General features: G+C 72.8%; 23 protein-coding genes. 15 read left to right on the top strand and 8 right to left on the bottom strand.

Annotated features, from left to right (window positions below; translation table 11 throughout):
* Nucleotides 1–45: 45 nt before the first annotated feature.
* Complete coding sequence (locus tag JUB12_RS00165; RefSeq protein WP_205697593.1) at nt 46–1245, top strand: acyltransferase; 1200 nt, start codon at nt 46–48, stop codon at nt 1243–1245.
* Here JUB12_RS00165 and JUB12_RS00160 read toward each other — a convergent pair.
* Nucleotides 1242–1976: a gamma-glutamyl-gamma-aminobutyrate hydrolase family protein gene (locus JUB12_RS00160; RefSeq protein ID WP_205697592.1), complete on the bottom strand. Its 735-nt coding sequence runs from the start codon at nt 1974–1976 to the stop codon at nt 1242–1244. The two genes, JUB12_RS00165 and JUB12_RS00160, sit on opposite strands and share 4 nt — an antisense overlap.
* Nucleotides 1977–2054: 78 nt before the next feature.
* Between JUB12_RS00160 and JUB12_RS00155 the strand changes: the two genes are divergently transcribed.
* The 5 genes from JUB12_RS00155 (at nt 2055) to JUB12_RS00135 (ending at nt 7108) form a co-directional block, all read left to right on the top strand.
* The gene (locus tag JUB12_RS00155) at nt 2055–2852 is read left to right on the top strand and encodes an enoyl-CoA hydratase/isomerase family protein (RefSeq protein ID WP_205697590.1); all 798 of its coding nucleotides are present in this window, start codon (nt 2055–2057) and stop codon (nt 2850–2852) included.
* Nucleotides 2853–3002: 150 nt separating this feature from the next.
* Nucleotides 3003–3971, top strand: a complete 969-nt coding sequence (coxB, locus tag JUB12_RS00150) for a cytochrome c oxidase subunit II (protein ID WP_205697589.1) — start codon at nt 3003–3005, stop codon at nt 3969–3971.
* A gap of 35 nt (nt 3972–4006) precedes the next feature.
* A complete protein-coding gene (gene ctaD / locus JUB12_RS00145; protein ID WP_205697588.1) occupies nt 4007–5740 on the top strand; it encodes a cytochrome c oxidase subunit I in 1734 nt (577 codons plus the stop codon).
* A 49-nt stretch (nt 5741–5789) separates the two neighbouring features.
* Nucleotides 5790–6713, top strand: coding sequence for a heme o synthase (locus JUB12_RS00140; RefSeq protein ID WP_205697587.1), 924 nt, complete (start codon nt 5790–5792; stop codon nt 6711–6713).
* Between the two features lie 158 nt (nt 6714–6871).
* Entirely contained in the window at nt 6872–7108 is a 237-nt protein-coding gene (locus tag JUB12_RS00135) for a cytochrome c oxidase subunit 4 (protein ID WP_205697586.1), read from the top strand.
* A gap of 129 nt (nt 7109–7237) precedes the next feature.
* Here JUB12_RS00135 and JUB12_RS00130 read toward each other — a convergent pair whose 3' ends face one another.
* Nucleotides 7238–7657 (bottom strand): CBS domain-containing protein, encoded by a 420-nt coding sequence (locus JUB12_RS00130; protein ID WP_205697585.1) that lies wholly within the window; start codon nt 7655–7657, stop codon nt 7238–7240.
* Between the two features lie 152 nt (nt 7658–7809).
* Between JUB12_RS00130 and JUB12_RS00125 the strand changes: the two genes are divergently transcribed.
* From JUB12_RS00125 to JUB12_RS22185, 7 genes are all read left to right on the top strand, one after another.
* Nucleotides 7810–8190 carry a helix-turn-helix transcriptional regulator gene (locus JUB12_RS00125; protein ID WP_241004363.1) on the top strand — a complete coding sequence of 127 codons (381 nt, stop codon included), beginning with the start codon at nt 7810–7812 and terminating at the stop codon, nt 8188–8190.
* 220 nt (nt 8191–8410) lie between these two features.
* Nucleotides 8411–10078, top strand: coding sequence for an ATP-binding cassette domain-containing protein (locus JUB12_RS00120; protein ID WP_205697583.1), 1668 nt, complete (start codon nt 8411–8413; stop codon nt 10076–10078).
* 9 nt (nt 10079–10087) lie between these two features.
* Nucleotides 10088–11176 (top strand): cytochrome c oxidase subunit II, encoded by a 1089-nt coding sequence (gene coxB, locus JUB12_RS00115; RefSeq protein WP_205697582.1) that lies wholly within the window; start codon nt 10088–10090, stop codon nt 11174–11176.
* On the top strand, nt 11173–13086 hold the full coding sequence (ctaD, locus tag JUB12_RS00110) for a cytochrome c oxidase subunit I (RefSeq protein ID WP_205697581.1): 1914 nt from the start codon (nt 11173–11175) through the stop codon (nt 13084–13086). Before coxB (JUB12_RS00115) ends, ctaD (JUB12_RS00110) begins: the two co-directional genes overlap by 4 nt.
* A 15-nt stretch (nt 13087–13101) precedes the next feature.
* Nucleotides 13102–13932 carry a hypothetical protein gene (locus JUB12_RS00105; protein ID WP_205697580.1) on the top strand — a complete coding sequence of 277 codons (831 nt, stop codon included), beginning with the start codon at nt 13102–13104 and terminating at the stop codon, nt 13930–13932.
* A gap of 35 nt (nt 13933–13967) precedes the next feature.
* Nucleotides 13968–14582, top strand: a complete 615-nt coding sequence (locus tag JUB12_RS00100; protein ID WP_205697579.1) for a cytochrome c oxidase subunit 3 — start codon at nt 13968–13970, stop codon at nt 14580–14582.
* Between the two features lie 2 nt (nt 14583–14584).
* The gene (locus tag JUB12_RS22185) at nt 14585–14719 is read left to right on the top strand and encodes a hypothetical protein (protein WP_256436565.1); all 135 of its coding nucleotides are present in this window, start codon (nt 14585–14587) and stop codon (nt 14717–14719) included.
* Between the two features lie 117 nt (nt 14720–14836).
* On the opposite strand, the gene JUB12_RS00095 is transcribed toward JUB12_RS22185, so the two are convergent.
* Together JUB12_RS00095 and JUB12_RS00090 are read right to left on the bottom strand one after the other, a co-directional pair.
* Complete coding sequence (locus tag JUB12_RS00095) at nt 14837–15586, bottom strand: plastocyanin/azurin family copper-binding protein (RefSeq protein ID WP_205699661.1); 750 nt, start codon at nt 15584–15586, stop codon at nt 14837–14839.
* 46 nt (nt 15587–15632) lie between these two features.
* On the bottom strand, nt 15633–17177 hold the full coding sequence (locus JUB12_RS00090; RefSeq protein ID WP_205697578.1) for a glycosyltransferase: 1545 nt from the start codon (nt 17175–17177) through the stop codon (nt 15633–15635).
* 42 nt (nt 17178–17219) lie between these two features.
* On the opposite strand from JUB12_RS00090, the gene JUB12_RS00085 reads away from it, so the two are divergent.
* On the top strand, nt 17220–17486 hold the full coding sequence (locus JUB12_RS00085; protein ID WP_241004362.1) for a hypothetical protein: 267 nt from the start codon (nt 17220–17222) through the stop codon (nt 17484–17486).
* Between the two features lie 18 nt (nt 17487–17504).
* On the top strand, nt 17505–17945 hold the full coding sequence (locus JUB12_RS00080; RefSeq protein WP_205697577.1) for a hypothetical protein: 441 nt from the start codon (nt 17505–17507) through the stop codon (nt 17943–17945).
* Nucleotides 17946–17952: 7 nt separating this feature from the next.
* Here the strand turns inward: JUB12_RS00080 and JUB12_RS00075 are convergent, their stop codons facing one another.
* The 4 genes from JUB12_RS00075 to JUB12_RS00060 form a co-directional block, all read right to left on the bottom strand.
* Entirely contained in the window at nt 17953–19077 is a 1125-nt protein-coding gene (locus JUB12_RS00075; RefSeq protein WP_205697576.1) for a calcium-binding protein, read from the bottom strand.
* Nucleotides 19078–19108: 31 nt separating this feature from the next.
* Entirely contained in the window at nt 19109–19663 is a 555-nt protein-coding gene (locus tag JUB12_RS00070; protein WP_205697575.1) for a hypothetical protein, read from the bottom strand.
* A 237-nt stretch (nt 19664–19900) separates the two neighbouring features.
* On the bottom strand, nt 19901–20668 hold the full coding sequence (locus tag JUB12_RS00065; protein ID WP_241004361.1) for an enoyl-CoA hydratase/isomerase family protein: 768 nt from the start codon (nt 20666–20668) through the stop codon (nt 19901–19903).
* Nucleotides 20665–21069, bottom strand: coding sequence for an HIT family protein (locus JUB12_RS00060; RefSeq protein ID WP_205697573.1), 405 nt, complete (start codon nt 21067–21069; stop codon nt 20665–20667). The genes JUB12_RS00065 and JUB12_RS00060 overlap by 4 nt, the downstream gene beginning before the upstream one ends.
* Nucleotides 21070–21079: the final 10 nt, after the last annotated feature.

The following is a 21079-nucleotide window of genomic DNA, read 5'->3' as shown; positions in this document are numbered from 1 at the left end:
CTACCGTGCTGGGCCGGGAACGCCGGACTCAGGGGGTGGGGAGAGGTGCAGCAGGGAGGTCGGTCGACCGAGCGCTTGGCGCTCGGCGACCCCGTGCGCGGGCTGGCCGCGCTGTTCGTCGTCGTCTTCCACGTCGCGGTGTCGGCGGCGTTCATCGTCGCGGGTGCGCGGGCCGTGTTCGGCGAGCACGTCTTCGGCGCGGCCCACGAGCCGCTCTTCAGCGCCACGTCGATGCCGTTCGTCTTCTTCGCGCTGTCGGCCTACCTGCTCACCCGGCCCTTCGCCGCGTGGCTGGTCGGCGGCCAGGGTCGGCCGGACGTCACGCGCTACGCCGTGCACCGCGTCCTGCGCATCCTCCCGGCCTTCCTGCTGGCGGTCCTCGCCACGGCGACCCTCGTCGGGACGATGGGCGCCCCGGACCGCCAGTGGCTCTGGCTGGCCGGGATGGTCCACACCTGGGACCCGGCGCTGGCCATCGACCGGGCGATGCCGCAGGCGTGGACGCTCGACGTCGAGGCGCTCTTCTACGTCCTGCTGCCGGTCGGGGCGCTGCTGGCCGCCGCGCTCCTCGGCGCCGTGCGCAGCCGCGCGCTGCGCCTCGGCCTGCTGCTCGCGGCCCTGGTCGCCCTGGGCGCCGGCACCCTCGCGTGGAGCACGAACGCGCCGGACGCCGCCCACAGCCACATGCCGCCGAAGTTCCTCTTCGCGTTCACGCCGGGCCTCGCGCTCGCGCTGCTCGAGCCGCTGCTGGCGCCCCGCGCCCGCGCCAGCGCCTGGGCCGCTCGGCTGCCGCTGGGCCTGCTGCTCGTCGCCTTGGCCGGCCAGGTCCTCGTCGCCCTGTCCGACCCCGCGGACCTCGCGGCGCGCCACGGCCTGGGCCTGCTCACCGCCAGCGCGCTCCTGTGCGCCATCGTCGTGCGGCACTGGAGCGGCGCGCCGGCCTGGAAGGCGATCGACCGCCCCGCCTTCCACGCGCTGGGCCGCTGGTCCTACGGCATGTACCTCAGCCACACCGTCGTCCTGCACGTGGCCGAGCCCGTCCTCCGCGACGCCGGCGGCGCCTGGACGACGCTCGCCGTCGGCTGCCTCGCGGTCGTCCCGGCCTCGATCGTCCTCGGCGCGCTGTCGTGGCGCTACGTCGAGCGGCCCGCGCTGCGCCTCGGCGACCGGCTGGCCGCGCGGTGGAGGACGCGGCGGTCGCCGGCGCGGGGCGAGACGGTCGCCGCCTCCGCCGGGGTGCCCTAGCCCGCGGCGGCGCGCCGGCCGCGCGCCTCGTCGACCAGCGCGGCCACGAGCCGGCTCGCCTCGTCGGCCTCGGGGTGCCACTGCACGCCCAGCACGAACCGGCGGCCGGGCAGCTCCACGGCCTCGACGAGGTCGTCGCCCACGGCACGGCCGGTGACGACGAGCCCCTCGCCGAGCCGGTCGACGGCCTGGTGGTGGTGGCTGAGCGCCCGGTGGCGCTCCTCCCCCGCCGCCCGCGCGGCCAGCGAGCCCGGGCGCAGGACGACCTCGTGGTCGTTGCCCTCGAACGTCCCGGGGGTCCGGCGGTGGTCGGGGTGGCCGACGACGTCGGGCACGTGCTGGAGCAGCGTGCCGCCCAGCGCGACGTTGAGCACCTGCATCCCGCGGCAGATCCCGAGCACCGGCAGGTCGCGCTCGATCGCCCGGCGCAGCAGCGCCTCCTCGAAGGCGTCGCGCTCGGGCGAAGTCCCCCGCGTCTGCGCGTGCGGCGTCGCGCCGTAGGAGGCCGGGTCGACGTCGGCCCCGCCCGGGACGAGCAGCCCGTCGACGAGGTCCAGCCAGACGTCGGGCTCCTCGAGGGCCCGCGGGTCGGGCGGCAGCAGGAGCGCCAGGCCGCCGGCGCGCTGGACGGCGTCGGCGTACTCCCGCGGCAGCAGGTGCGCGTCGACCTCCCACAGGCCCCACGACGCGCGTTCCACCGGGCAGCAGAGGCCGATGACCGGGGTGTCCATCGGCCACACCGTAGTCCTCGCGCCCGCACGCGCGGGCACCCTCCCGCGGCTGGCGGCGGCCCACTAGGTTCTCCCGCCATGCCCGCCTACGAGACGGTCGACGTCCTGCGCCGCGGCCCGGCCGCCACGATCCTGCTCAACCGCCCCGAGTCCATGAACGCCTGGAACAAGCAGCTCGGGCTCGACCTGCTCGCCGCGATCGAGCAGTGTGCCGCCGACGACGGCGTGCGGGCGGTCTGCGTCACCGGTGCGGGGCGCTCGTTCTCCTCGGGCGCGGACCTCAAGGACTTCGGCAACGACCTCGACCCCAACGGGCGCCCGGACGTCTACAAGGTCCTCACCGAGCGCTACCACCCGATCATCACCGGGCTGCGCGAGATGCCCAAGCCGGTGGTGGCGGCCGTGAACGGGCCCGCGGTGGGCATCGGCCTCTCCCTCGCCCTGGCCGCGGACCTCGTCGTGGCGCGCCAGTCGGCCTACTTCCTGCTGGCCTTCGTGAACATCGGCCTCGTCCCCGACGGCGGCTCGTCGCTCTTCGTCCCCGAGCGCATCGGCTTCACCCGCGCGATCGAGCTCGCGATGCTCGGCGAGCGCCTGAGCGCCGACAAGGCCCTCGAGTGGGGCCTCATCAACAAGGTGGTGGCCGACGACGACTTCGACGCCGAGGTCGAGGCCCTCGTGGACCGCCTCGCGGCCGGCCCGACGCGCTCGTTCGCCGGCACCAAGCGCCAGCTCAACGCCTGGCTGTACACGCGGATGCACGACCAGCTGGAGCTCGAGGCGCAGGTCCAGCGCGAGATGGCCGCGACCGACGACTTCGTCGAGGGCGTCACGGCCTTCATGCAGAAGCGCGACTCCGCGTTCAAGGGCGCCTAGCCCAGGGTCCGAGGACCGCTCGGCGCCGAACGGCCCGAGCGGGCGCGCGACCGGTTGGTCCGAGCGGGCACGGGCACGTTGGGGGGCGGGCCGTCCGAGGGGGTCCCGTGACTATGATCCCCGGCGCTTCCGGGTCCTCCCGTCTTCCTCATGCACCGTTCGCGACTCCTTCCCCTGACCCTCCTCGCCTCGCTGGTCGGCCTGCTGGTTGCCGCCCCCCTGGCCGGGGCCGACTTCCTGACGCCCGAGAGCGGGGGCTCGTCCAACGCGGACGACATCGACACGCTCTACAAGTACGTCCTGGCGGTCGCGATCGTCGTGTTCGTCGGCGTGGAGGGCGTGCTCTTCTACTCGCTGCGCAAGTTCCGCGCGCGCAAGGGCGCCGTCGCCGCGCAGATCCGCGGCAACACGCGGCTGGAGATCGGCTGGACCGTCGGCGCGGCCCTCGTGCTCGTCGTCCTCGCGACGCTGACCTTCATCAAGCTCGGGGACATCCGCAACCCGCCGAACTCGGGCCCCGACGGCCTCGAGCTCGCCGACGGCACCCTCGTGGCCAACACGAAGGAGAAGCTGCCGCCCAACGGGAAGTCGCTGGACATCGAGGTCAACGGCCAGCAGTACGTGTGGCGCTACACGTACCCGGACGGCGACCAGAACCAGCTCAACAACGTCTTCGCCTACGAGGAGATGGTCGTGCCGGTCGAGACGACCGTCACGCTCGACATCCGCGCCCAGGACGTCGCGCACTCGTGGTGGATCCCGGCGCTCGGCGGCAAGATGGACGCCGTCCCGGGCTACACGAACCACACGTGGTTCAAGATCCCGGCGAGCAAGGCCGGCCAGACCTTCCGCGGCCAGTGCGCCGAGCTCTGCGGCCGCAACCACGCGAACATGGTCGCGCGCGTGCGCGCCGTGACCCCGCAGGAGTTCGAGCGCTACCTCGCGCAGCGCAAGGCCGACATCCAGGCCGCCAACCAGGCGGCCGAGCGCCAGCGCCGCGAGCAGGAGGCCACCGGCGGCCAGCCCGGCGGCAACGCCCCGCAGGGCGAGAACCCGACCGGCGAGAGCAACAACCCCGTCCCGGGGTCCCCTGGCGGGACCAACGAGGACGAGCGCTAGGCCCGGCCTGACCCCCAACTGAGCAGAGACTGATCATGGCTGCCACCGTCGAGCCCACCCCCACCCTCCCGAGCGCCGTCCCGGTCCCCCAGGTCGTCACGCGCAAGGTCGAGCGCGAGCCCAGCGGCTTCCTGTCGTGGGTCCTCACGACCGACCACAAGAAGATCGGGATCATGTACCTGGTCCTGACCTTCGCCTTCTTCATCCTGGGCGGGGTCGAGGCGCTGATGATGCGCCTGCAGCTGTCCCAGGCGGACAACGAGCTGCTGACGCCGCAGGTGTACAACGCCCTGTTCACGATGCACGGGACGACGATGATCTTCCTGTTCGTCGTCCCGGTCATGGCGGGCTTCGGCAACTACCTGGTGCCGCTCATGATCGGCGCCCGGGACATGGCGTTCCCCAAGCTCAACGCCCTGTCGTTCTGGTTCCTGGCGATGGGCGGCCTGGTCTTCTACGCCTCCATCTTCTTCGCCCCGCCGGAGTGCGGCTGGACCTGCTACTCGCCGCTGAGCGACAACGACTACCTGCCGTCCGGCGGCGTGGACGCGTGGATCTTCCTCGTCCACCTCACCGGCATCGGCTCGCTCGTCGGCGCCATCAACTTCTACGCCACGATCGCCAACATGCGCGCGCCCGGCATGGGCTGGGGCCGCCTGCCGCTGTTCGTGTGGACGATCCTCGTCTACTCGATCCTGCTGATCCTGGCGCTGCCGGTCATCGCGGCCGCGGTCACACTCCTGCTGACCGACCGCCACTTCGGGACCCACTTCTACGACCCGGCCAACGGGGGCTCGCCGATGCTCTGGCAGCACCTGTTCTGGTTCTTCGGGCACCCCGAGGTGTACATCATGGTCCTGCCGGGCTTCGGGATCGTCTCCGAGGTCCTGCCGGTCTTCGCGCGCAAGCCGATCTTCGGCTACAAGGCCGTCGCCGCCGCGACCGTGGTCATCGCCTTCCTCGGCCTGCTGGTCTGGGCCCACCACATGTTCACGACGCCGAGCCCGACGCTCGTGCTCGTGTTCTTCATGATGAGCTCGTTCCTCATCGCGGTGCCGACGGGCGTGAAGATCTTCAACTGGATCGCCACGCTGTGGCGAGGGACGATCGAGTTCAAGACGGCCCTGCTGTTCTCGGCCGGCTTCATCGGGACGTTCCTCATCGGCGGCATCACCGGCGTCTTCCTCGCCGTCTTCCCGATCGACTGGCAGCTGCACGACACGTACTTCGTCGTGGCCCACCTCCACTACGTGGTGGTCGGCGGCGCGGTCTTCTGCATCTTCGCGGGCCTCTACTACTGGTTCCCGAAGATGACGGGCCGCCTGCTGGGCGAGGGCCTGGGCAAGCTCAGCTTCTGGCTGATGCTCATCGGCTTCCACGTCACGTTCCTCATCCAGCACTCGATCGGCCTGGACGGCATGCCGCGCCGCGTCTTCGAGTACCCCGACGTCGGGAACCTCGAGCTGTACAACCTGATCTCGACGATCGGGTCGTTCATCCTCGCGGCCGGCATCGGCGTGACGATCATCAACGTCTGGCGCTCGCTGAAGAACGGCGCGGTCTCCGGTCCGGACCCGTGGAAGGGCAACACGCTCGAGTGGTTCACCGAGTCGCCCCCGCCGACGGTGAACTTCGACACGATCCCGCGCATCCGCTCGGTCGAGCCGATGAAGGACATCCGTCGCCAGATCGCGCAGCAGACGTCCGGCGCCACGGCGCTGGCCCAGCCGGCCGAGGCCGAGGCGGGCCGGGTGACGCAGGGCGCCTAGCGCCCTGCCTCGCTCGCGCTCCCTCGCCCGGAGGTAGGCTCGCTCGCTCATGGAGGCGTCGTCCCAGGTCCAGGCCGTCGCGCCGGCGCCCGCGCTCGCGGGCGTCCGGCAGGTGCTGGCCGACTACCTGGAGCTCACGAAGCCCAAGGTCCAGTCGCTGCTGCTGCTCACCACGGTGACGACGATGCTCGTCGCCGCGGGGGTCACGGGCGAGCCGGCGTCGTTCGGCCTCATCCTGGCCACGTGCGTGGGCGGCTACCTGTCCGCCGGCGGCGCGGGCGCGGTCAACCACTGGTTCGACCGCGACATCGACGCGCAGATGGCGCGCACGGCGACGCGGCCGATCCCGGCGGGCCGCGTGGCCCCGGGCGCCGCGCTGGCCTACGGCATCACGCTGGCGGCGCTGTCGTTCCTCTGGCTGTCGCTGACGACGAACGTCCTGGCGGCGTCGCTGTCGCTGTCGGGCTTCGTCGGCTACGTCGGCGTCTACACCGTCTGGCTCAAGCGCCGCACGCCGCAGAACATCGTCATCGGCGGCGCCGCGGGCGCCGTCCCGCCGCTCGTCGGCTGGGCCGCCGTGACCGGCGGGCTCGAGGGCCTGCCGATCTACCTCTTCGCGATCGTCTTCTTCTGGACCCCGCCCCACTTCTGGGCGCTGTCGCTGCTGATGAAGGACGAGTACGCCAAGGTCGGCGTGCCGATGCTGCCGGTCGTGCGCGGCGAGGTCGAGACCCGCCGCCAGATCGTCCTCTACAGCGTGCTGCTCTACGCCGTCACGCAGCTGCCGTTCTGCGCGGGCGGCCTGGGCGGCGTGTACCTCGTGGCCTCGCTGGCGCTCGGCGCCGCGTTCATCGGCCTCGCGGTGCGCCTGCAGCGCCTCGCCACCCGCCCGGCGGCGCTGCGCCTCTACCTCTTCTCCCTGGCCTACCTCGCGGCGCTGTTCGCCGCGATGGTCGCCGACGTCAAGCTCTAGCCGCGCGACGACGCCCGGCCGCAAGACCCGTCACACTGGAGGACGTCATGGACCGCAACCTCGCCCGCAAGAACGTGCGCACCGGCCTCATCACCAGCGCCGTGTGCTTCTTCATGTTCGGCATGACCTTCGTCGCCGCGGCGATCTACGTCGCCTAGATGAGCCCCGTCGACCCCCAGGTCCCGCCCGCCGGCGAGGAGATCCACCTCCCCGGCCTCTCCGCCCAGCCGCTGCTGGTCGCGGTCGGCACGACCATCCTGCTCATCGGCGTGACGTTCAACTGGTTCGTCTTCGCCTTCGGCGTGATCATGACCACCTGGGTCATCATCAACTGGGTCCGCGAGTCCAACGCCGACATCGCGGAGCTGCCGGTGCACGACGAGGGGCACCACTAGCGCCCGCGCGCACCACGCCGTCTTCGGTCGAACGCCGTCCCTCCGGGGGCGGCGTTCGTCGTCGTGGGGTGGCGGGGCGGGCCCCCCGCGCAAGGGCCCGCCCGGATCGCCCCCTCTCCTCCAGAGTCCCTAGCCGGCCGCGGCGGTGGCGCGCGGGAGCATGTCGCTCGTCGCGCCGTCGTCGGTCCAGCAGCGCACGACGTCGCGGACGGACAGGATCCCGCAGACGTCGCCGTCCTTCATGACGATGAGGTGCCGGAAGCCGCCGCGGACCATGGCGGCCGCGGCCTCCTCGAGCGACCAGTCCGGCTGCGCGTAGACGACGTCGGTCGTGAGGTGGGTGCCGACGCGCTCCTCGGCGAGGTCCTGGCCCGCGCCGACGGCGTCGAGGATGTCGCGCTCCGTGAGGATGCCCGGACCGGGTGCGTCTGGGTCGAGGACCACGGCTGCCCCGACGCGCTTCTCGGACATCTGCCGCGCCGCGTCGCGGAGCGAGTGCCCCGGTCCCACGGTGAGGACCACCGTGCTCATCCCGTCCCTGACCTGCATCGTGGAGTGCGTCCTCCTTGGCAGCTTGTGGCTTCTGTTGCATGCGACACTAGCAGAGGGCTGACGCACGGTGAGCGGCGATGCGCCACGATCCGGCCGTGGGCGCGCGCGCTGGTCATCCGATCGACCCCCCACCTCCGTACATGCTCGAAGTGCCCAGCCAGCGCCCCGCCACCGTCCAGCTCCGCACCAGCCTCTTCGAGGACGCCGTCGCGATCGTCGAGGAGGAGTACGCCCAGGAGCTCTCCCTCGACGACATCGCCCGCCGGGTCGCGTCGTCGCGCCGCCAGCTGCAGCGCGCCTACGCGGAGATCGGGCGCACGACGTTCCGCGAGCACCTGACGGGTGTCCGCATGGACCGGGCGGGCGAGCTGCTGCAGCGCAGCGCCGGCCTGACGGTCCGCGAGGTCGCCCACCGGGTCGGCTACCGCCAGCCCGCCCAGTTCGCCAAGGCGTTCCGCCGCCACCACGGCCTCGCCCCGTCGGACTTCCGCGCCGCGCACCGCAACGGCGGCGTGGCGCAGGCCGCCTGAGCCGCCCCGCGGGCTCGAACCCGCGACCACCTTCGCGGTGACCGCACTTGCGGACACGCGCACGTCCGCTACGGTGCGCAGCGGCCCTCAGGGCCATCGCATGCGCGCCTTCGGCTGACACCCGCCCCCGAGCACCGGACCCCGGTCGCCCCTGCGCGACCCGGCGACGTCCGGCGCGGAGTGTCCCTGCCCGTCAGCCCGCCGCCCGAAGGAGCACCGCATGCCGTCGACCCTGCTCGACGCCCGTCGCATCACCCGCCACCACGGCGACCGCACCGTCCTCCAGGACGTCGACCTGCGCGTCGGCGCCGACAGTCGCATCGCGGTCGTCGGCCCCAACGGCGCGGGCAAGTCGACGCTCCTTCGGGTCCTCGCGGGCGCCGAGGTCCCCGACGCCGGGGAGGTGCGCCGCCACGGCAGCGTCGGCCTCCTCCCCCAGCTCGCCGCCGACCACCGCGGCCACGTCGTGGTGCGCGCGCTGCTGCTGGAGCGCCTCGGCGTCGCCCAGGCGGTGGCCGACGTCGACCGCCTCGCCGAGCGCCTCGCCGCTGGCGAGCTGGGCGCGACCGTCGCCCACGCCGAGGCCCTCGAGCGCTGGCTAGCGCTGGGCGGCGCGGACGCCGACGCGCGGCTCGACGCCGCCGCGGCCGAGCTCGGGCTGGACCCCGCGCTCCTGGAGCGGCCGCTGCGCACGCTGTCCGGCGGCCAGGCCGCGCGGGCTGGTCTCGCAGCGCTCCAGGCGGCGAGGACCGACGTCGTCCTGCTCGACGAGCCCACGAGCCACCTCGACGACGACGGCCTCGCCCGGCTCGCGACCCTCGTCCGGGGCCGCGCGGGCGGCGTGGTCCTGGTCTCCCACGACCGGGCGTTCGTCGACGAGGTCGCCGACGTCGTGGTCGGGCTCGACCTCCACACGGGGACGGCCACGACCCACCGCGGCGGCCTGGAGGCCTTCGAGCGCGAACGCCGCGCCGACCACGAGCGCCGCAAGGCCGAGCACGACCAGGCGCTGGCCAGGCGCGCGCGGCTGCGCGAGGCCGAGCAGGAGGTCCGCCGCCGCGCCGCCGCCAGCGCCGCCCGGGTGGGCCGCGCGAGCCCGGACGGCGACAAGCACAGCCGGGAGTGGGTCCGCGCCCGGGCGCAGGGCATGCAGCACCGTGCCGTCGGGATGGCGGGGCGGGCGGCCCGCATCGAGGTCCCGGACCGCCCGTGGGAGGCGCCCGCGCTGAAGCTCGAGCTGACCGCGGCGCAGCGCCGCGAGGCGGCGGTCGTCTGGCTCGAGGGGGCGGTGCTCGACCGCGGCGCCTTCCGCCTGGGCCCGCTCGACCTCGCGGTCGCCGACGGCGAGCGCCTGGAGCTGCGCGGCCCCAACGGCAGCGGCAAGTCGACCGTCCTGGCCGCGCTCGCGGGCCGGATCGCTCCCACGACGGGCGTCCGCGGCGCCGCGGCCGGCGCCGTCGTCGCCGAGCTCGGCCAGGAGCGCAGCACCCTCCTGCGCGCCGACGCGCCCGGGCTCGCCGCCGCGGTCCGCGCCGCCGCCGAGGTCGACGAGGGCACCGCCCGCGGGGCCCTCGCCGCCTACGGCCTGGGCGCCGGGCACGCGAGCCGTCCCGTCGCGACGCTCTCCCCCGGTGAGCGCACGCGCGCGGAGCTCGCCGTCCTCGCCCACCGCCAGGCGCGCGTCCTCCTGCTCGACGAGCCGACGACGCACCTCGACGCCGAGGCGCTCGAGGTCCTCGAGGCCGCGCTCGGCGCGTGGCCGGGGGCGCTCGTCGTCGCCACCCACGACCGGCGGCTGCGCGAGGCGCTGGCGCTGGAGCGGGTCGTGGACGTCGGACGGGTCCGGACCGCCTCGTCGCACTTGCTTGCCGTCCCGCCTTCCACGTAGTGTCGCGCCATGGAGGAGAGAGGCGCGGCGGCTGCCCGTGGCGGTGGTCGCCGGACCGTGACGCAGATGCTCGTCGTGGGGATCATCGCGTCGGCGTTGGGCATCGCCCTCGGCATCGCGATCGACTGGTTCCCCGAGCAGGGATCGACCCAGGCCGACGACATCGACACCCTCTGGGACGTCCTGGTCATCGCCTCCGTCCCGTTCTTCGTGCTCGTGAGCGTCGTGGTGCTCTTCGCGGTGCGCGACTTCCGGGTGCGCCCGGGCGAGGAGCACCTCGACGGCCCGCCGATCCACGGCTCCACCCGCCTCGAGGTCATCTGGACCACGATCCCCGCGGTCATCCTCGTCGGCCTGTGCACCTACGCCTGGATCGTCCTCACCGACATCGAGGAGGCGCCGGCCCAGGGGCCGGAGCGCCAGGTCATCGTCACGGGTGAGCAGTTCACCTGGACCTTCGAGTACCGCGAGGGCGGCAAGACGTTCAAGACCTCGCAGCTCTACGTCCCGCAGGGCGAGTCCGTGCAGTTCAAGGTCCGCTCGAAGGACGTCATCCACGACTTCTGGGTGCCGGACTGGCGGATGAAGATCGACGCGGTCCCCGGCATCACGACCGACTTCCGGGTGACGCCGACGCTCATGGGCCGCCACGAGATCGTCTGCGCGGAGCTCTGCGGCATCGGCCACGCCTTCATGCGCCAGACCGCGACGGTCGTCACGCCCGACGACTTCCGCGCGTGGGTCGCCAAGCAGACCGCGCCCAAGGGCAGCGGCGCGGCGGCCGGCGGCGACGGCGAGAACCAGCCCGCCGAGGTCGACGGCAAGACGCTCTTCACCGAGGGCAACACGGCCGGCGCCACCGCGTGCGGCGCCTGCCACGCCCTGTCAGACGCGGGCACCACCGCGACGACCGGACCCGACCTCGACGCCGTGCTGAAGGGCAAGTCCGTCGAGGAGATCAAGCGCGACATCGTGGACCCGGGCGCCGAGGTCGCCAACGGCTTCGCCCCCGGGATCATGCCCTCGAACTACGACGAGCTGCTCTCCGAGCAGGAAGTCGACGGCCTGGCGACCTACCTGTCTGAGGTGACCAAGTGAGCGCGGCGCTGCGACAGCCCGGCTGGTACCGGGCGGCCCTGTACACCGCGATCGGCATCGCCTTCTCGTTCGGCCTGAGCCTCGCGACGCGCGCGGCCTACGGCCTGGACGTCTACAAGGGCGAGGCCGTCCTGTTCATCGCGATGCTGGCCGCGCCGCTGTTCTTCCTGGTCGGCCTGGGCTGCTTCGACTACTGGTTCCGCTGGGCCGCCGGCAGGCCGACGATCCCCGAGGACCACTCGGGCCACGGTGCGAAGAGCTGGAAGGACTACTTCCGCCCGAACACCGACCACAAGGTCATCGGCATCCAGTACACGGTCACCGCGTTCTTCTTCCTGTTCGTCGGCGGCCTCATGGCGATGCTCATGCGCGCGGAGCTCGCGCAGCCGGGCCGCCAGTTCGTGGACCCGGGCGAGTTCAACGGCCTCTTCTCGGTCCACGCGTCGATCCTGATCTTCCTGTTCATCATCCCCGTCTTCGCGGGGCTGGCGAACTACGTCCTGCCGCTGATGATCGGCGCGCCGGACATGGCGTTCCCGCGCCTCAACGCCCTGTCGTTCTGGCTGCTGCCGGTCGCGGGCGTGCTCATGATGAGCTCGTTCTTCATGCCCGGCGGCTCGTTCGCGTCGGGCTGGACGGCCTACGCGCCGTTGTCGACGACCGCGCCACCGGGGCAGATGGCGTTCACCATCGGCGTGCAGTTCGCGGGAGCGTCGTCGATCGCGACCGCGCTGAACTTCCTGGTGACCATCATCACCATGCGGGCGCCCGGGATGTCGTTCTTCCGCATGCCGCTGCTGGTGTGGGCGAACTTCTCGACCTCCCTGCTGGTCGTCATCGCCACGCCGTTCATCGCCGCGTCGCAGTTCTTCGTCCTGCTCGACTACGCGCTGGGCTTCAACTTCTTCCGCACCGCGCAGGACGCCGGAGGCGACGTGCTGATGTACCAGCACGTCTTCTGGTTCTACTCGCACCCGGCGGTCTACATCATGATGCTGCCGGGCTTCGGGATCATCTCCGAGGTCCTGGCGGTGAAGTCCCGCAAGCCGATCTTCGGCTACCGGATGATGGCCTTCTCGCTGCTGGCGATCGTCGTGCTGGGCTTCACGGTGTGGGCCCACCACATGTTCGTCTCGGGCATGCAGCCGTGGATCCGCATCCCGATGATGGTCACCACCGCGATCATCGCCGTGCCGACCGGCATCAAGATCTTCAGCTGGCTCGGGACGCTGTGGAAGGGCGTGCTGCACCTCGACACGCCGATGCTCTTCGCCCTGGGCTTCCTGACCATGTTCACCCTGGGCGGGATCTCCGGCGTGATGCTCGCGATGATCCCGCTGGACATCTACGTGAGCGACACGTACTTCATCGTCGCCCACATCCACTACGTGCTGTTCGGCGGATCGCTCTTCACGATCTTCGCCGGCGTCTACTACTGGTTCCCGAAGATGACGGGCCGGATGTTCGACGAGCGCCTGGGCAAGCTGCACTTCTGGACGACGTTCGTCTTCTTCAACGTGACCTTCGCCCCGATGCACCTCATCGGCGTGCAGGGCATGCCGCGCCGCGTGGCCGACTACGCCGACCAGTTCGCCACGTGGAACCTCGTCATCTCGCTCGCGTCGTTCTGCCTCGGCCTGTCGACGCTGATCTTCGCCTACAACATCGTCGCGTCCTGGCGGGGCGGACCGCGCGCGGTGTCCAACCCGTGGCGGGCGCTCACGCTCGAGTGGCAGGTCTCGTCGCCCCCGCCGATCTTCAATTTCGACGACATCCCGACCGTCGTCGGCGGCCCCTACGAGTACGGCGTGCCCGGCGCCGTGCACGGGGTCTTCAAGTCCCCCGACCCGGCTCCTCCCGCGCCCGCGGGCGGGGTCGGACCCAGCCCAGCCCAGCAGTCGGCCACCTAGGAGGCCAGGTCAGTCATGAAGACGATCCTCGTCGTTGCGAACGAGACCCTCGGCGGAGCCAAGCTCTTCGACACCGTGCGCGACAAGGCGCAGGGCGGCGACGCGCGCGTGGTGGTGTGCGTCCCGCGCAACCGGCCCAAGCACGGCAACATCATCTACGACGACTTCGTCTTCGACGCCGCGAAGGTGCGCATCGACCTCGCGCGGCGCTTCCTGCGCTCCGAGGGCATCCAGGCCATCGGCGAGGTCGGCGACCCCGACCCGTACAGCGCGACGATGGACGCGGTGCTCGAGCACCACCCGGACGAGATCATCATCTCGACCTACCCCGCCACCTCCTCGGGCTGGCTGCGCCGCGACCTCGTCGAGCGCATCGAGGACGCCGTCGACGTCCCGGTCTCCCACGTCGTCGTCGACGTCGACGCCGAGGGCCTGCCCTTCGACGTGACGCTCGTCGCCGCGAACCGCACCGCGTCGGCCGACACGCTGCTCGAGACGCTGAAGGGCAAGGCCAGCGGCGAGCGCCAGCGGCTGTTCATCATCGTCGTCCCGCAGGAGGGCGGCGAGGGCTCGGCCGCCGCGCGGGCCCGGGCGCGCATGGCGCAGGTCGTGGACCGCGCCGTCGCGGAGGGCCTGCTGGCCGCCGGCATGGTCGGCGACCCCGACCCCTACACGGCGATCATGAACGCGCTGCAGCACTTCCGCGTCGACGACATCGTCATCTCCACCCTGCCCGCCACCCGGTCGGGCTGGCTGCGCGCCGACCTCATCGAGCGCGTGCGCAAGCAGACCAACAAGCCCATCGAGCACGTCGAGGCGCAGGAGCGCCGCCCGGCCGCGGCCTAGCCGCCGGCCGGGAGCCACCTCGGACAGGAGGACGGATGGAAGCCGCGTCCATCGCCGCCGTCGCCCACGACGACCACCACCACGGGCCGCCGCCGGCCAACCGCAGCTCGCGGGTCGAGCCCGCGATGCTCGGCATGCTGCTATTCATCATCAGCGAGGTGATGGTCTTCGGGGCCTTCTTCACCGCGTACTTCTTCATCCGCGTGGTGAACGGCGAGGAGTGGCCGGCCGAGGGCACCGAGCTCCCGAAGCTCATCGCGGGCGTCAACACCGCGATCCTCCTGAGCTCGTCGCTGACCCTGCACTGGGCGCAGACGTCGATCAAGCACGGCAACCGCTGGGGCCTCAAGGCCGGCATGCTCGTGACGCTCCTCCTGGGCTGCACGTTCCTCTTCGTGCAGATCAACGAGTACATCCACATCGGCTTCGCGCCGCAGGACCACGCCCAGGGCACGATCTTCTACGGCCTCACCGGCCTGCACGGCGCGCACGTCTTCATCGGCCTGACCCTGCTCGCGATGGTGACCGTCCGCGCGTTCCGCGGCCACTTCTCGCCAGAGCACCACCACGGCGTCGAGATCCCCGGGGTCTACTGGCACTTCGTCGACGTCATGTGGATCGTCGTCTACACGACCGTCTACATCATCTGAGCGTGGAGGACCGCCCCCGCTGGGACCGCGCCCTGGACGTCTTCCGGTCCGAGGCGGCGGCCTTCCGCGTGCTGCTGGTGGTCGCGGCGGTCGCGGTCGTCGTGATCGCCGTGGCGCTGGTGGCGCAGGCGCTCTAGGCCCCGCGGCGGCGGCGGCGCTCCGGCTCGGGGCGCGCCCAGGTCATCGATTGGCGGATTCTCCGCCCTGAGAGCGGACAATCCGCCAATCGATGCCAGAGCGGCGGCGCCCTCGCTCTACTTGACCGTGACCTTGCCCTCCATCCCGGCCTGCCGGTGGCCTGGGACGGAGCAGTAGAACGTGTAGGTCTTGCCGGCGTCGAGCGTGCCGTTGAACTTCGAGATCCCGCCGTTCTGGACGACCTCGCCCTTGCCGACGCCGTCGATGACGATGTCGTGCGGCGTGCCGGACTCGTTGGGGGACTCGACCTCGATCGGGCCGGCGGGGGCCGTGGCCGACGCGGCCTGGTAGGCGAGCTGGCCGGTCGGGTCGGCCGGGATGACGAGCTTGCCGTCCTTGGCCGCGACGGGCTTGCCGGCGCCGGCCTTCTTGACGGCCTCGGCGAGCAGGCCGGTGTCCTCGCCGCCCTTGGCGACGACCTGGCCGACGTAGGCGGCGACGTCGGTGACGCTCTCGCCCTCGACGAGGTCAGCGGGCATGACGACCTCGCCCTTGCCGCGCTGGCCCTCGCCCAGCCGGGCGGGGTGGCGGATCTGCTCGGCGACCATGCCCTCGATGCTGTTGCGGCCCATGCCGTCGGCCAGCGCCTGGCGGAAGGCCTCGTCGAGGTCCGGGCCGCTGACGCCCTTGGTGTCGGCCCGGTCGAGCTGGTGGCAGGCGCCGCACTTCTGCACGAAGAGCTGCTTGCCCGCGACCAGGTCGGGGTCGGTCTTCCCGTTCCCGCACGCGCTGAGCGCCACGGGCGCGAGCACGCCGAGGGCGAGGCCCAGGGCCGCCCGGTGAGTCGTCGCAGAGGTCCGCCGCATCGGTCTGGCGACTCTAACCCGCCCGGCGGCCGACGTGTGACGGGTGTCACAGGACCGGTGCGGGCGCGGGCGGCGGGGGCTCGGGGAGCTCGTCGACGCGGCCCTGCGCCGCGAGCACGACGCCGTCCGCGACGCCCTCCCACGAGAACCGCCTGCGGGCGGTGTCGACGAGCGCGTCGCGCACGGGCGCGCGCTGCCCCTCGTCCATCCCCAGCCACCGGACGAGCCGCCCGGCCAGCCCCTCCACCGCGACGTCGCCCAGCGGGAAGGTCAGGAGGTCGGCCGCCGCGGCGCCCAGCGGCTCGGCGAGGACCGTCGCCACCTCCGCGAGCCCGCTGTGGCGCGCGCTCACCGGCAGCGCGCCCGCCGCAGCGGCCTCCGCGGCGACCATCCCGAACGCCTCGGGGAAGGTCGACGGGACGACCTGCGCCTCGCACAGCGCCAGCACCGGCGCGAGCTCCTCGTGCTCCAGGCGCCCGACCACCAGCACGCGGTCGGGGATCCGCGCGGCGGCCTCGAGGTACGCGCCGCGGGCCACCGGGTCGGCCTCGAGCCCGTCGAGGAACGCGAGCAGGTGGTCGAGCCGGCCCTGCGGCCCGCCCTCCGCGGCCCGTCCTTGCTGGGCGAGCTCGCGCACCGCCTGCAGGTCCCCGCGGCCCAGCGCCGCGAGCAGCCGCTCGAACGCCTCGCGGTAGGCGCCGAAGCCGACGACGACCAGCCGCGCGCGCGGCTCGGCCGCCAGCACGAGCGGCCACGCCGCGGCGAGCAGGTCGACGCCCTTGCTGACGATGAGCTTGCCCACGTAGGCGACGTGGCGGTCGTCGTCGGGACGCAGCCGGTCCAGCGCGCCGGCGGCGGCGACCGGGTCGCGGTCGAAGGACGAGCCGGTCCGCGCCGGTGGCGGGGCCGCGCGCAGCTCGCGTGCGAGGTCGCGGACCGCAGCCGCCGCCTCGTCGCGCGGCCGCGGGCGGAAGAGCTCGACGTCGACGCCCGGCGGTCCCAGGCGCGTCCGCGCGCGCAGCGCCCCGTCCCCGTCGCCCATCGCCGCCCACAGCGACTCCGCGGTGTGGCGGGAGCCGACGAGCACCGCCCGGGCGCCCGCGAGCCCCTCGCGCGCGTAGGGCATGAACCGCCCGGGGTCGCGCTTGACCGTGTACTCGAGGGCGCTGCCGTGGATCTTCACCGCGTACGGGACGCGGTCGCCCAGGGCGCGGGCCAGGACGACCGGCCCCATGACGAGGTGGTTGGCCAGCGCGACGTCCGGCTCCACCGCCCCGGCCACCTCCCGCACCGCGGCCACGTTGCGCGCGACGTACTCCTCGATGGTCGCGTCGTCGAGCTCGGTGAACGGCCGCGCGTCGAAGCCCTCGTAGCGGTCGGCGACGTACACCGGCAGGACGCGCCCGATGTCCGGCCGGTGCACGTGCACGCGGCCGCTGACGAGCAGCCCCTCGACCTCCTCGGGGCGCGACTCCTGGCTGAGCAGGTGCACCTCGTGCCCCCGCCGGGCCAGCGCCGCCGCCAGACGGGCGTTGTAGACGTTGGAGCCGGTCCCACGCAGCAGGTAGCCGTGGAAGACGAGGACGCGCACGCGGAGCATCCTCCCCGTTCACGTCCCGATACCATCCTCCGCGTGAGCGATCGCCAGCGGTACCGCCTGCGCACGCCCTCGACGGGGCGCGAGATCATCGTCGAGGCCGATCCCGACGCCATCTACACGGACCGTGAGACGGGCGAGCCGCTCGAGGTCGTCGGGAAGGTCCTTCCGCTGGCCCCGTCGAAGTCCAGGCTGCCCTGGGCCGTGGAGCACCTGCGCTTCTGCAACTGGTGCGACCAGCTGGCCCAGAAGGACCTCAACGACTGCCCCACCTGCGGCCGGCGCATGGCCGCGATCGGCTAGCTCCCGAACCCCCTTCGCATGCGACGACCCGTCGCGACACTCCTCATCTCCGCCGCGCTCGCCGCCGGCCTCTCGGCCTGCGGTGGTGGCGGCAGCGACGTGTCCGACGTCGTCCCGCGCACCGCGCCCGACCTCATCGCGCCCGAGGACACCGGCCTGCCCGAGGCGACCGCGTCGGCGAACGGCGAGGACCAGACCTCGACCACGTCGACCACCTCGACGACCGAGACCACGCCGGACGACGCCACGAGCGACAGCGGCGCGGCCGCCGGCGGTGGCGGCACGGGCGGCGGCAGCACCGCGGCCCCGCAGACCCAGACGCCCGCCGCGCCGCAGACCCAGACGCCTGCGCCGGCGCAGACCACGCCGCAGCAGTCCTCGACGACGCAGAGCGGCGCGGGCTCCGGCGGGTTCAGCGACTTCTGCGCGCAGAACCCGGGCGCCTGCCCGGACGAGTAGCCGCGCGTCAGAGCGCGGCGCGGAAGCGCACGACCGACGTCCACTCGCCGTGGTGGACGCGCACGTCAAGCGGGACCTCGGTGGGCCGCGGTCGAGCGCGCACCCGCGCCGTGGCGCGGCGGCCTGCCGGGATGCGCAGTGCGACCGTCGGCCCTCCGGCGCGCACCCGGTAGAGACAGGGCGTCCTGCCGTCCCGGCGCGGGCACGCGAGACGCACCGCGACGCGCCCGCCCCGAGCGCGGAGCACCGGGAGCCGGATGTCCACCTTGCCCCGCACCCGCTCGCACGAGCGCCCGACGAGCGCCTGCGCGTGGACGCGCTCCACCACGTCGTCGCCAGGCCCGCAGTCCACCGTCCCCGGGCCTGACGCCTCGACCTCGTCGTCGCCCGCGCCACCCACCAGCGTTCCCGCGCCCTCGAGCCGGTCGTCGCCCGCGCGGCCATCCAGCACGATGGCCGGGGCCAGGCAGCACACCCGGTCGTCGTCGTCGGTGAGCAGCACCTGGGAGCCCGGACTGCCGCCGATGGCCGACTCCACACCGGTGACCCTGGTCAGCACGGAGGTGGTCTGGAGCGTCATGGCGCGCAGGTCGAGGCGCATCGGTCCACCCACGAGCTGGAGCACGTCGGTCCCCACTCCGCCGTCGAGGTCGTCCGGCGCCTCGCCGGTCGTCAGCAGCAGGTCGTCGCCTCCGCCCGCCCGGACGACGTCGGCGCCTGGACCGGCGTCGAGCTGGTCCTGTCCGGCGCCGCCCAGAAGCACGTCCGCGCCGGTGTCCCCGAAGACCGACATCGTCCCGGCAACGACGGCGGCGACGTCGTCGCCGTCACCGAGCTGGACGCTCGGGGTGCTCAGCGCTGGGCAGCTTGCGCGGTGCGCGTCGAGCTGCACGCAGCCCTCACCCGCGATCACCGTCGCGCGACGGTCTTCGAAGAGGACCGCGGTGCCCGAGGTACTGACGATCACGTCGTTGACCTCCCCTGCCGCCGCCTCGAAGACGGTGCGGGGGTTGTCGTACTTGTCGATCGGCTCGGACGCGCTCACCGTCGCCCCGGCCGCCGACGGGGCGAGGGCGAGGGCGAGGGCGAGCAGCGCCGCGGGCACGAGCCCCTCAGCGGCGCGGCAGCTCATGCGCCGCGCCTCCGGCGCCCGCCGCCCGCAGCTAGCCGTTCGCGTTGTCGTCGCCGCCGGCCGGCAGGTCCTTCGTCGCCGTCGGCGTCGTGATGACGCGCGCCGAGTAGGCGAGGCGGGCCGTGCGGTAGAGGCAGTAGAACTGCGGCGTCGAGCCCGACTTGGCGGCCGTCTGCTCCTGGGAGTCGTCGCACTCCCCCTTGGCGCGGGCCGCGCGCCAGGAGGTGTCGCCGCCGAGGTTGACGGCGAGGGCCGGGGCCCACGTCGGGACGGTGACGCCGATGACCCAGCCCTTGCGCACGCGCAGGGTGCGCTCGAGCGGGAACTCCACGGTCTGGCCGAAGTACGGCGTGAGCTTCTGGGGCTCGCCGTTGGAGATGATCTTGTAGCGCAGCTTGCCGCGGGGCTGCAGGACGGTGACCTGCGCCGTGGGCTCGCCGCCGAGCTTGTCGTTGAAGAACTTGACCTGCTCGGCGTTGGGCTTGGAGAGCGTGAGCGACCAGGAGACCAGGCGCCCGTCGTTGGGCACGGTCATGAGGCCGCGGGTCGTGCCGACCTTCGCCTGGTAGCCGGTCGTGCGGCTCACCGCGAGGCAGGGTCGGGCAGGGCAGCTGGGGGTCGCGGTCCCGGCGTTCGTGCCGATGTCCGCGAGCATGGCCGAGGCGCTCGCGGGCACGGCCAGGGAGCCTGCGGCCACGGCGAGGGCGACGGAGATGGGGCGATGCATCACGCACCATTCAACACGTACGGCCGGATTCGATGCGGTCGCGCGCGTGCAGACGTCCGCCGCTTCGACAGGTGTCGCAGCTGCTCTGCGGCGTGTCTAGCGGCCGACGTACGTGGCCTTGCCCGGCCCGTCGCGCAGGAACGAGGCGATGGCGTTCTGCGCGTCCTCGGTGTCGAACAGGCCGCCGCAGAGCTCGGGCACGAGCGCGTCCGCGGCCCGCGCGCCGTCGGCGACCGAGACGTCGACGAGCTTCTTGGTCACCGCGTGGGCCTGCGTCGGGCCGTCGGCCAGCGAGCGCGCGAACGCCCGCGCCTCGTCCTCGAAGGACGCCGCCGGCCAGACCTTGTTCACCGCGCCCCAGCCGTGCAGCGTCGGCGCGTCGTAGAGCTCGCCCGTCATGACGAACTCCTTGGCCCGCGCCGGGCCGGCCCGCAGCGCCAGGCGCTGGGTGCCGCCCATCGCCGGCGTGATCCCCACGACCTTCTCCACCAGGCCGAACTTGGCCTTCTCGCTGGCGACGAGCAGGTCGCAGGCCATCGCGATCTCGAAGCCCCAGGTCAGGCAGAGCGCGTGGGCGGCGAAGACCGTCGGGCACGGCAGGTCCTCGACGGACTGCACGAACGCGATGAGCTCGGACCACAGCGAGCCGCCCGTCTCGCGGTTGAGCCCCTCGAACTCGTGGACGTCGACGCCGCCGGTGACGATCCGCCCCTCGGCGCGGATCAGCAGGCCGCGCGGCGGCTCGGCCACCAGGCGCTCGATGGCGGCACGCCACTCGTCGCCGAAGGCCTTGTCCCAGAGGTTGACCTCGCCGTTGGAGAACGTCAGGACCGTCAGCGGCCCGTCCTGGCTGATGTCGATCACGCTGCGAGCGCCTCCCCGGCCGCCTTGATCTCGTCCATGTCCCCCGGTCCCGGGACCCATGGGAGCTTGAGCGGGTCGCCCTTGTAGCGCGGGATTACGTGCAGGTGGAAGTGGAAGACCGTCTGCCACGCGTCCGGACCGCACGAGTTGATGAGGTTCACCCCGTCGGCGCCCAGCGCGTCCTTGGCCTTCTGCGCCACCCGCTGGGCCATCTGCGCGCAGGCCGCGAGGTCCTCGGGGCTGATCTCGAGGAGGTCGGTCGCGTGCCGCTTGGGGATCACGAGCGCGTGTCCCCGCGTCGCCGGGTTGATGTCCATGAACGCGACGGTGCGCTCGTCCTCGGCGACCTTGGTCGCCGGGATGTCGCCCGCCACGATCCCGCAGAAGATGCAGTCGGCCACGAGGCGGGAC

This window comes from Conexibacter sp. SYSU D00693 (assembly GCF_017084525.1).
GTDB lineage: Bacteria > Actinomycetota > Thermoleophilia > Solirubrobacterales > Solirubrobacteraceae > Baekduia.
This window is presented reverse-complemented; position numbering and strand designations above follow the sequence as displayed.

Excerpts from the sequence above, each read along its gene's own strand:
- JUB12_RS00155 (WP_205697590.1), top strand. The coding sequence starts at position 2,055 with ATGCCCGCCTACGAGACGGTCGACGTCCTGCGCCGCGGCCCGGCCGCC.
- JUB12_RS00100 (WP_205697579.1), top strand. The coding sequence starts at position 13,968 with ATGGAAGCCGCGTCCATCGCCGCCGTCGCCCACGACGACCACCACCAC.
- JUB12_RS00095 (WP_205699661.1), bottom strand. The coding sequence starts at position 15,586 with ATGCGGCGGACCTCTGCGACGACTCACCGGGCGGCCCTGGGCCTCGCC.
- coxB (WP_205697582.1), top strand. The coding sequence starts at position 10,088 with ATGGAGGAGAGAGGCGCGGCGGCTGCCCGTGGCGGTGGTCGCCGGACC.
- JUB12_RS00075 (WP_205697576.1), bottom strand. The coding sequence starts at position 19,077 with ATGAGCTGCCGCGCCGCTGAGGGGCTCGTGCCCGCGGCGCTGCTCGCC.
- JUB12_RS00160 (WP_205697592.1), bottom strand. The coding sequence starts at position 1,976 with ATGGACACCCCGGTCATCGGCCTCTGCTGCCCGGTGGAACGCGCGTCG.
- coxB (WP_205697589.1), top strand. The coding sequence starts at position 3,003 with ATGCACCGTTCGCGACTCCTTCCCCTGACCCTCCTCGCCTCGCTGGTC.
- JUB12_RS00135 (WP_205697586.1), top strand. The coding sequence starts at position 6,872 with ATGAGCCCCGTCGACCCCCAGGTCCCGCCCGCCGGCGAGGAGATCCAC.
- JUB12_RS00140 (WP_205697587.1), top strand. The coding sequence starts at position 5,790 with ATGGAGGCGTCGTCCCAGGTCCAGGCCGTCGCGCCGGCGCCCGCGCTC.
- ctaD (WP_205697588.1), top strand. The coding sequence starts at position 4,007 with ATGGCTGCCACCGTCGAGCCCACCCCCACCCTCCCGAGCGCCGTCCCG.
- JUB12_RS00080 (WP_205697577.1), top strand. The coding sequence starts at position 17,505 with ATGCGACGACCCGTCGCGACACTCCTCATCTCCGCCGCGCTCGCCGCC.
- JUB12_RS00130 (WP_205697585.1), bottom strand. The coding sequence starts at position 7,657 with ATGCAGGTCAGGGACGGGATGAGCACGGTGGTCCTCACCGTGGGACCG.
- JUB12_RS00120 (WP_205697583.1), top strand. The coding sequence starts at position 8,411 with ATGCCGTCGACCCTGCTCGACGCCCGTCGCATCACCCGCCACCACGGC.
- JUB12_RS00105 (WP_205697580.1), top strand. The coding sequence starts at position 13,102 with ATGAAGACGATCCTCGTCGTTGCGAACGAGACCCTCGGCGGAGCCAAG.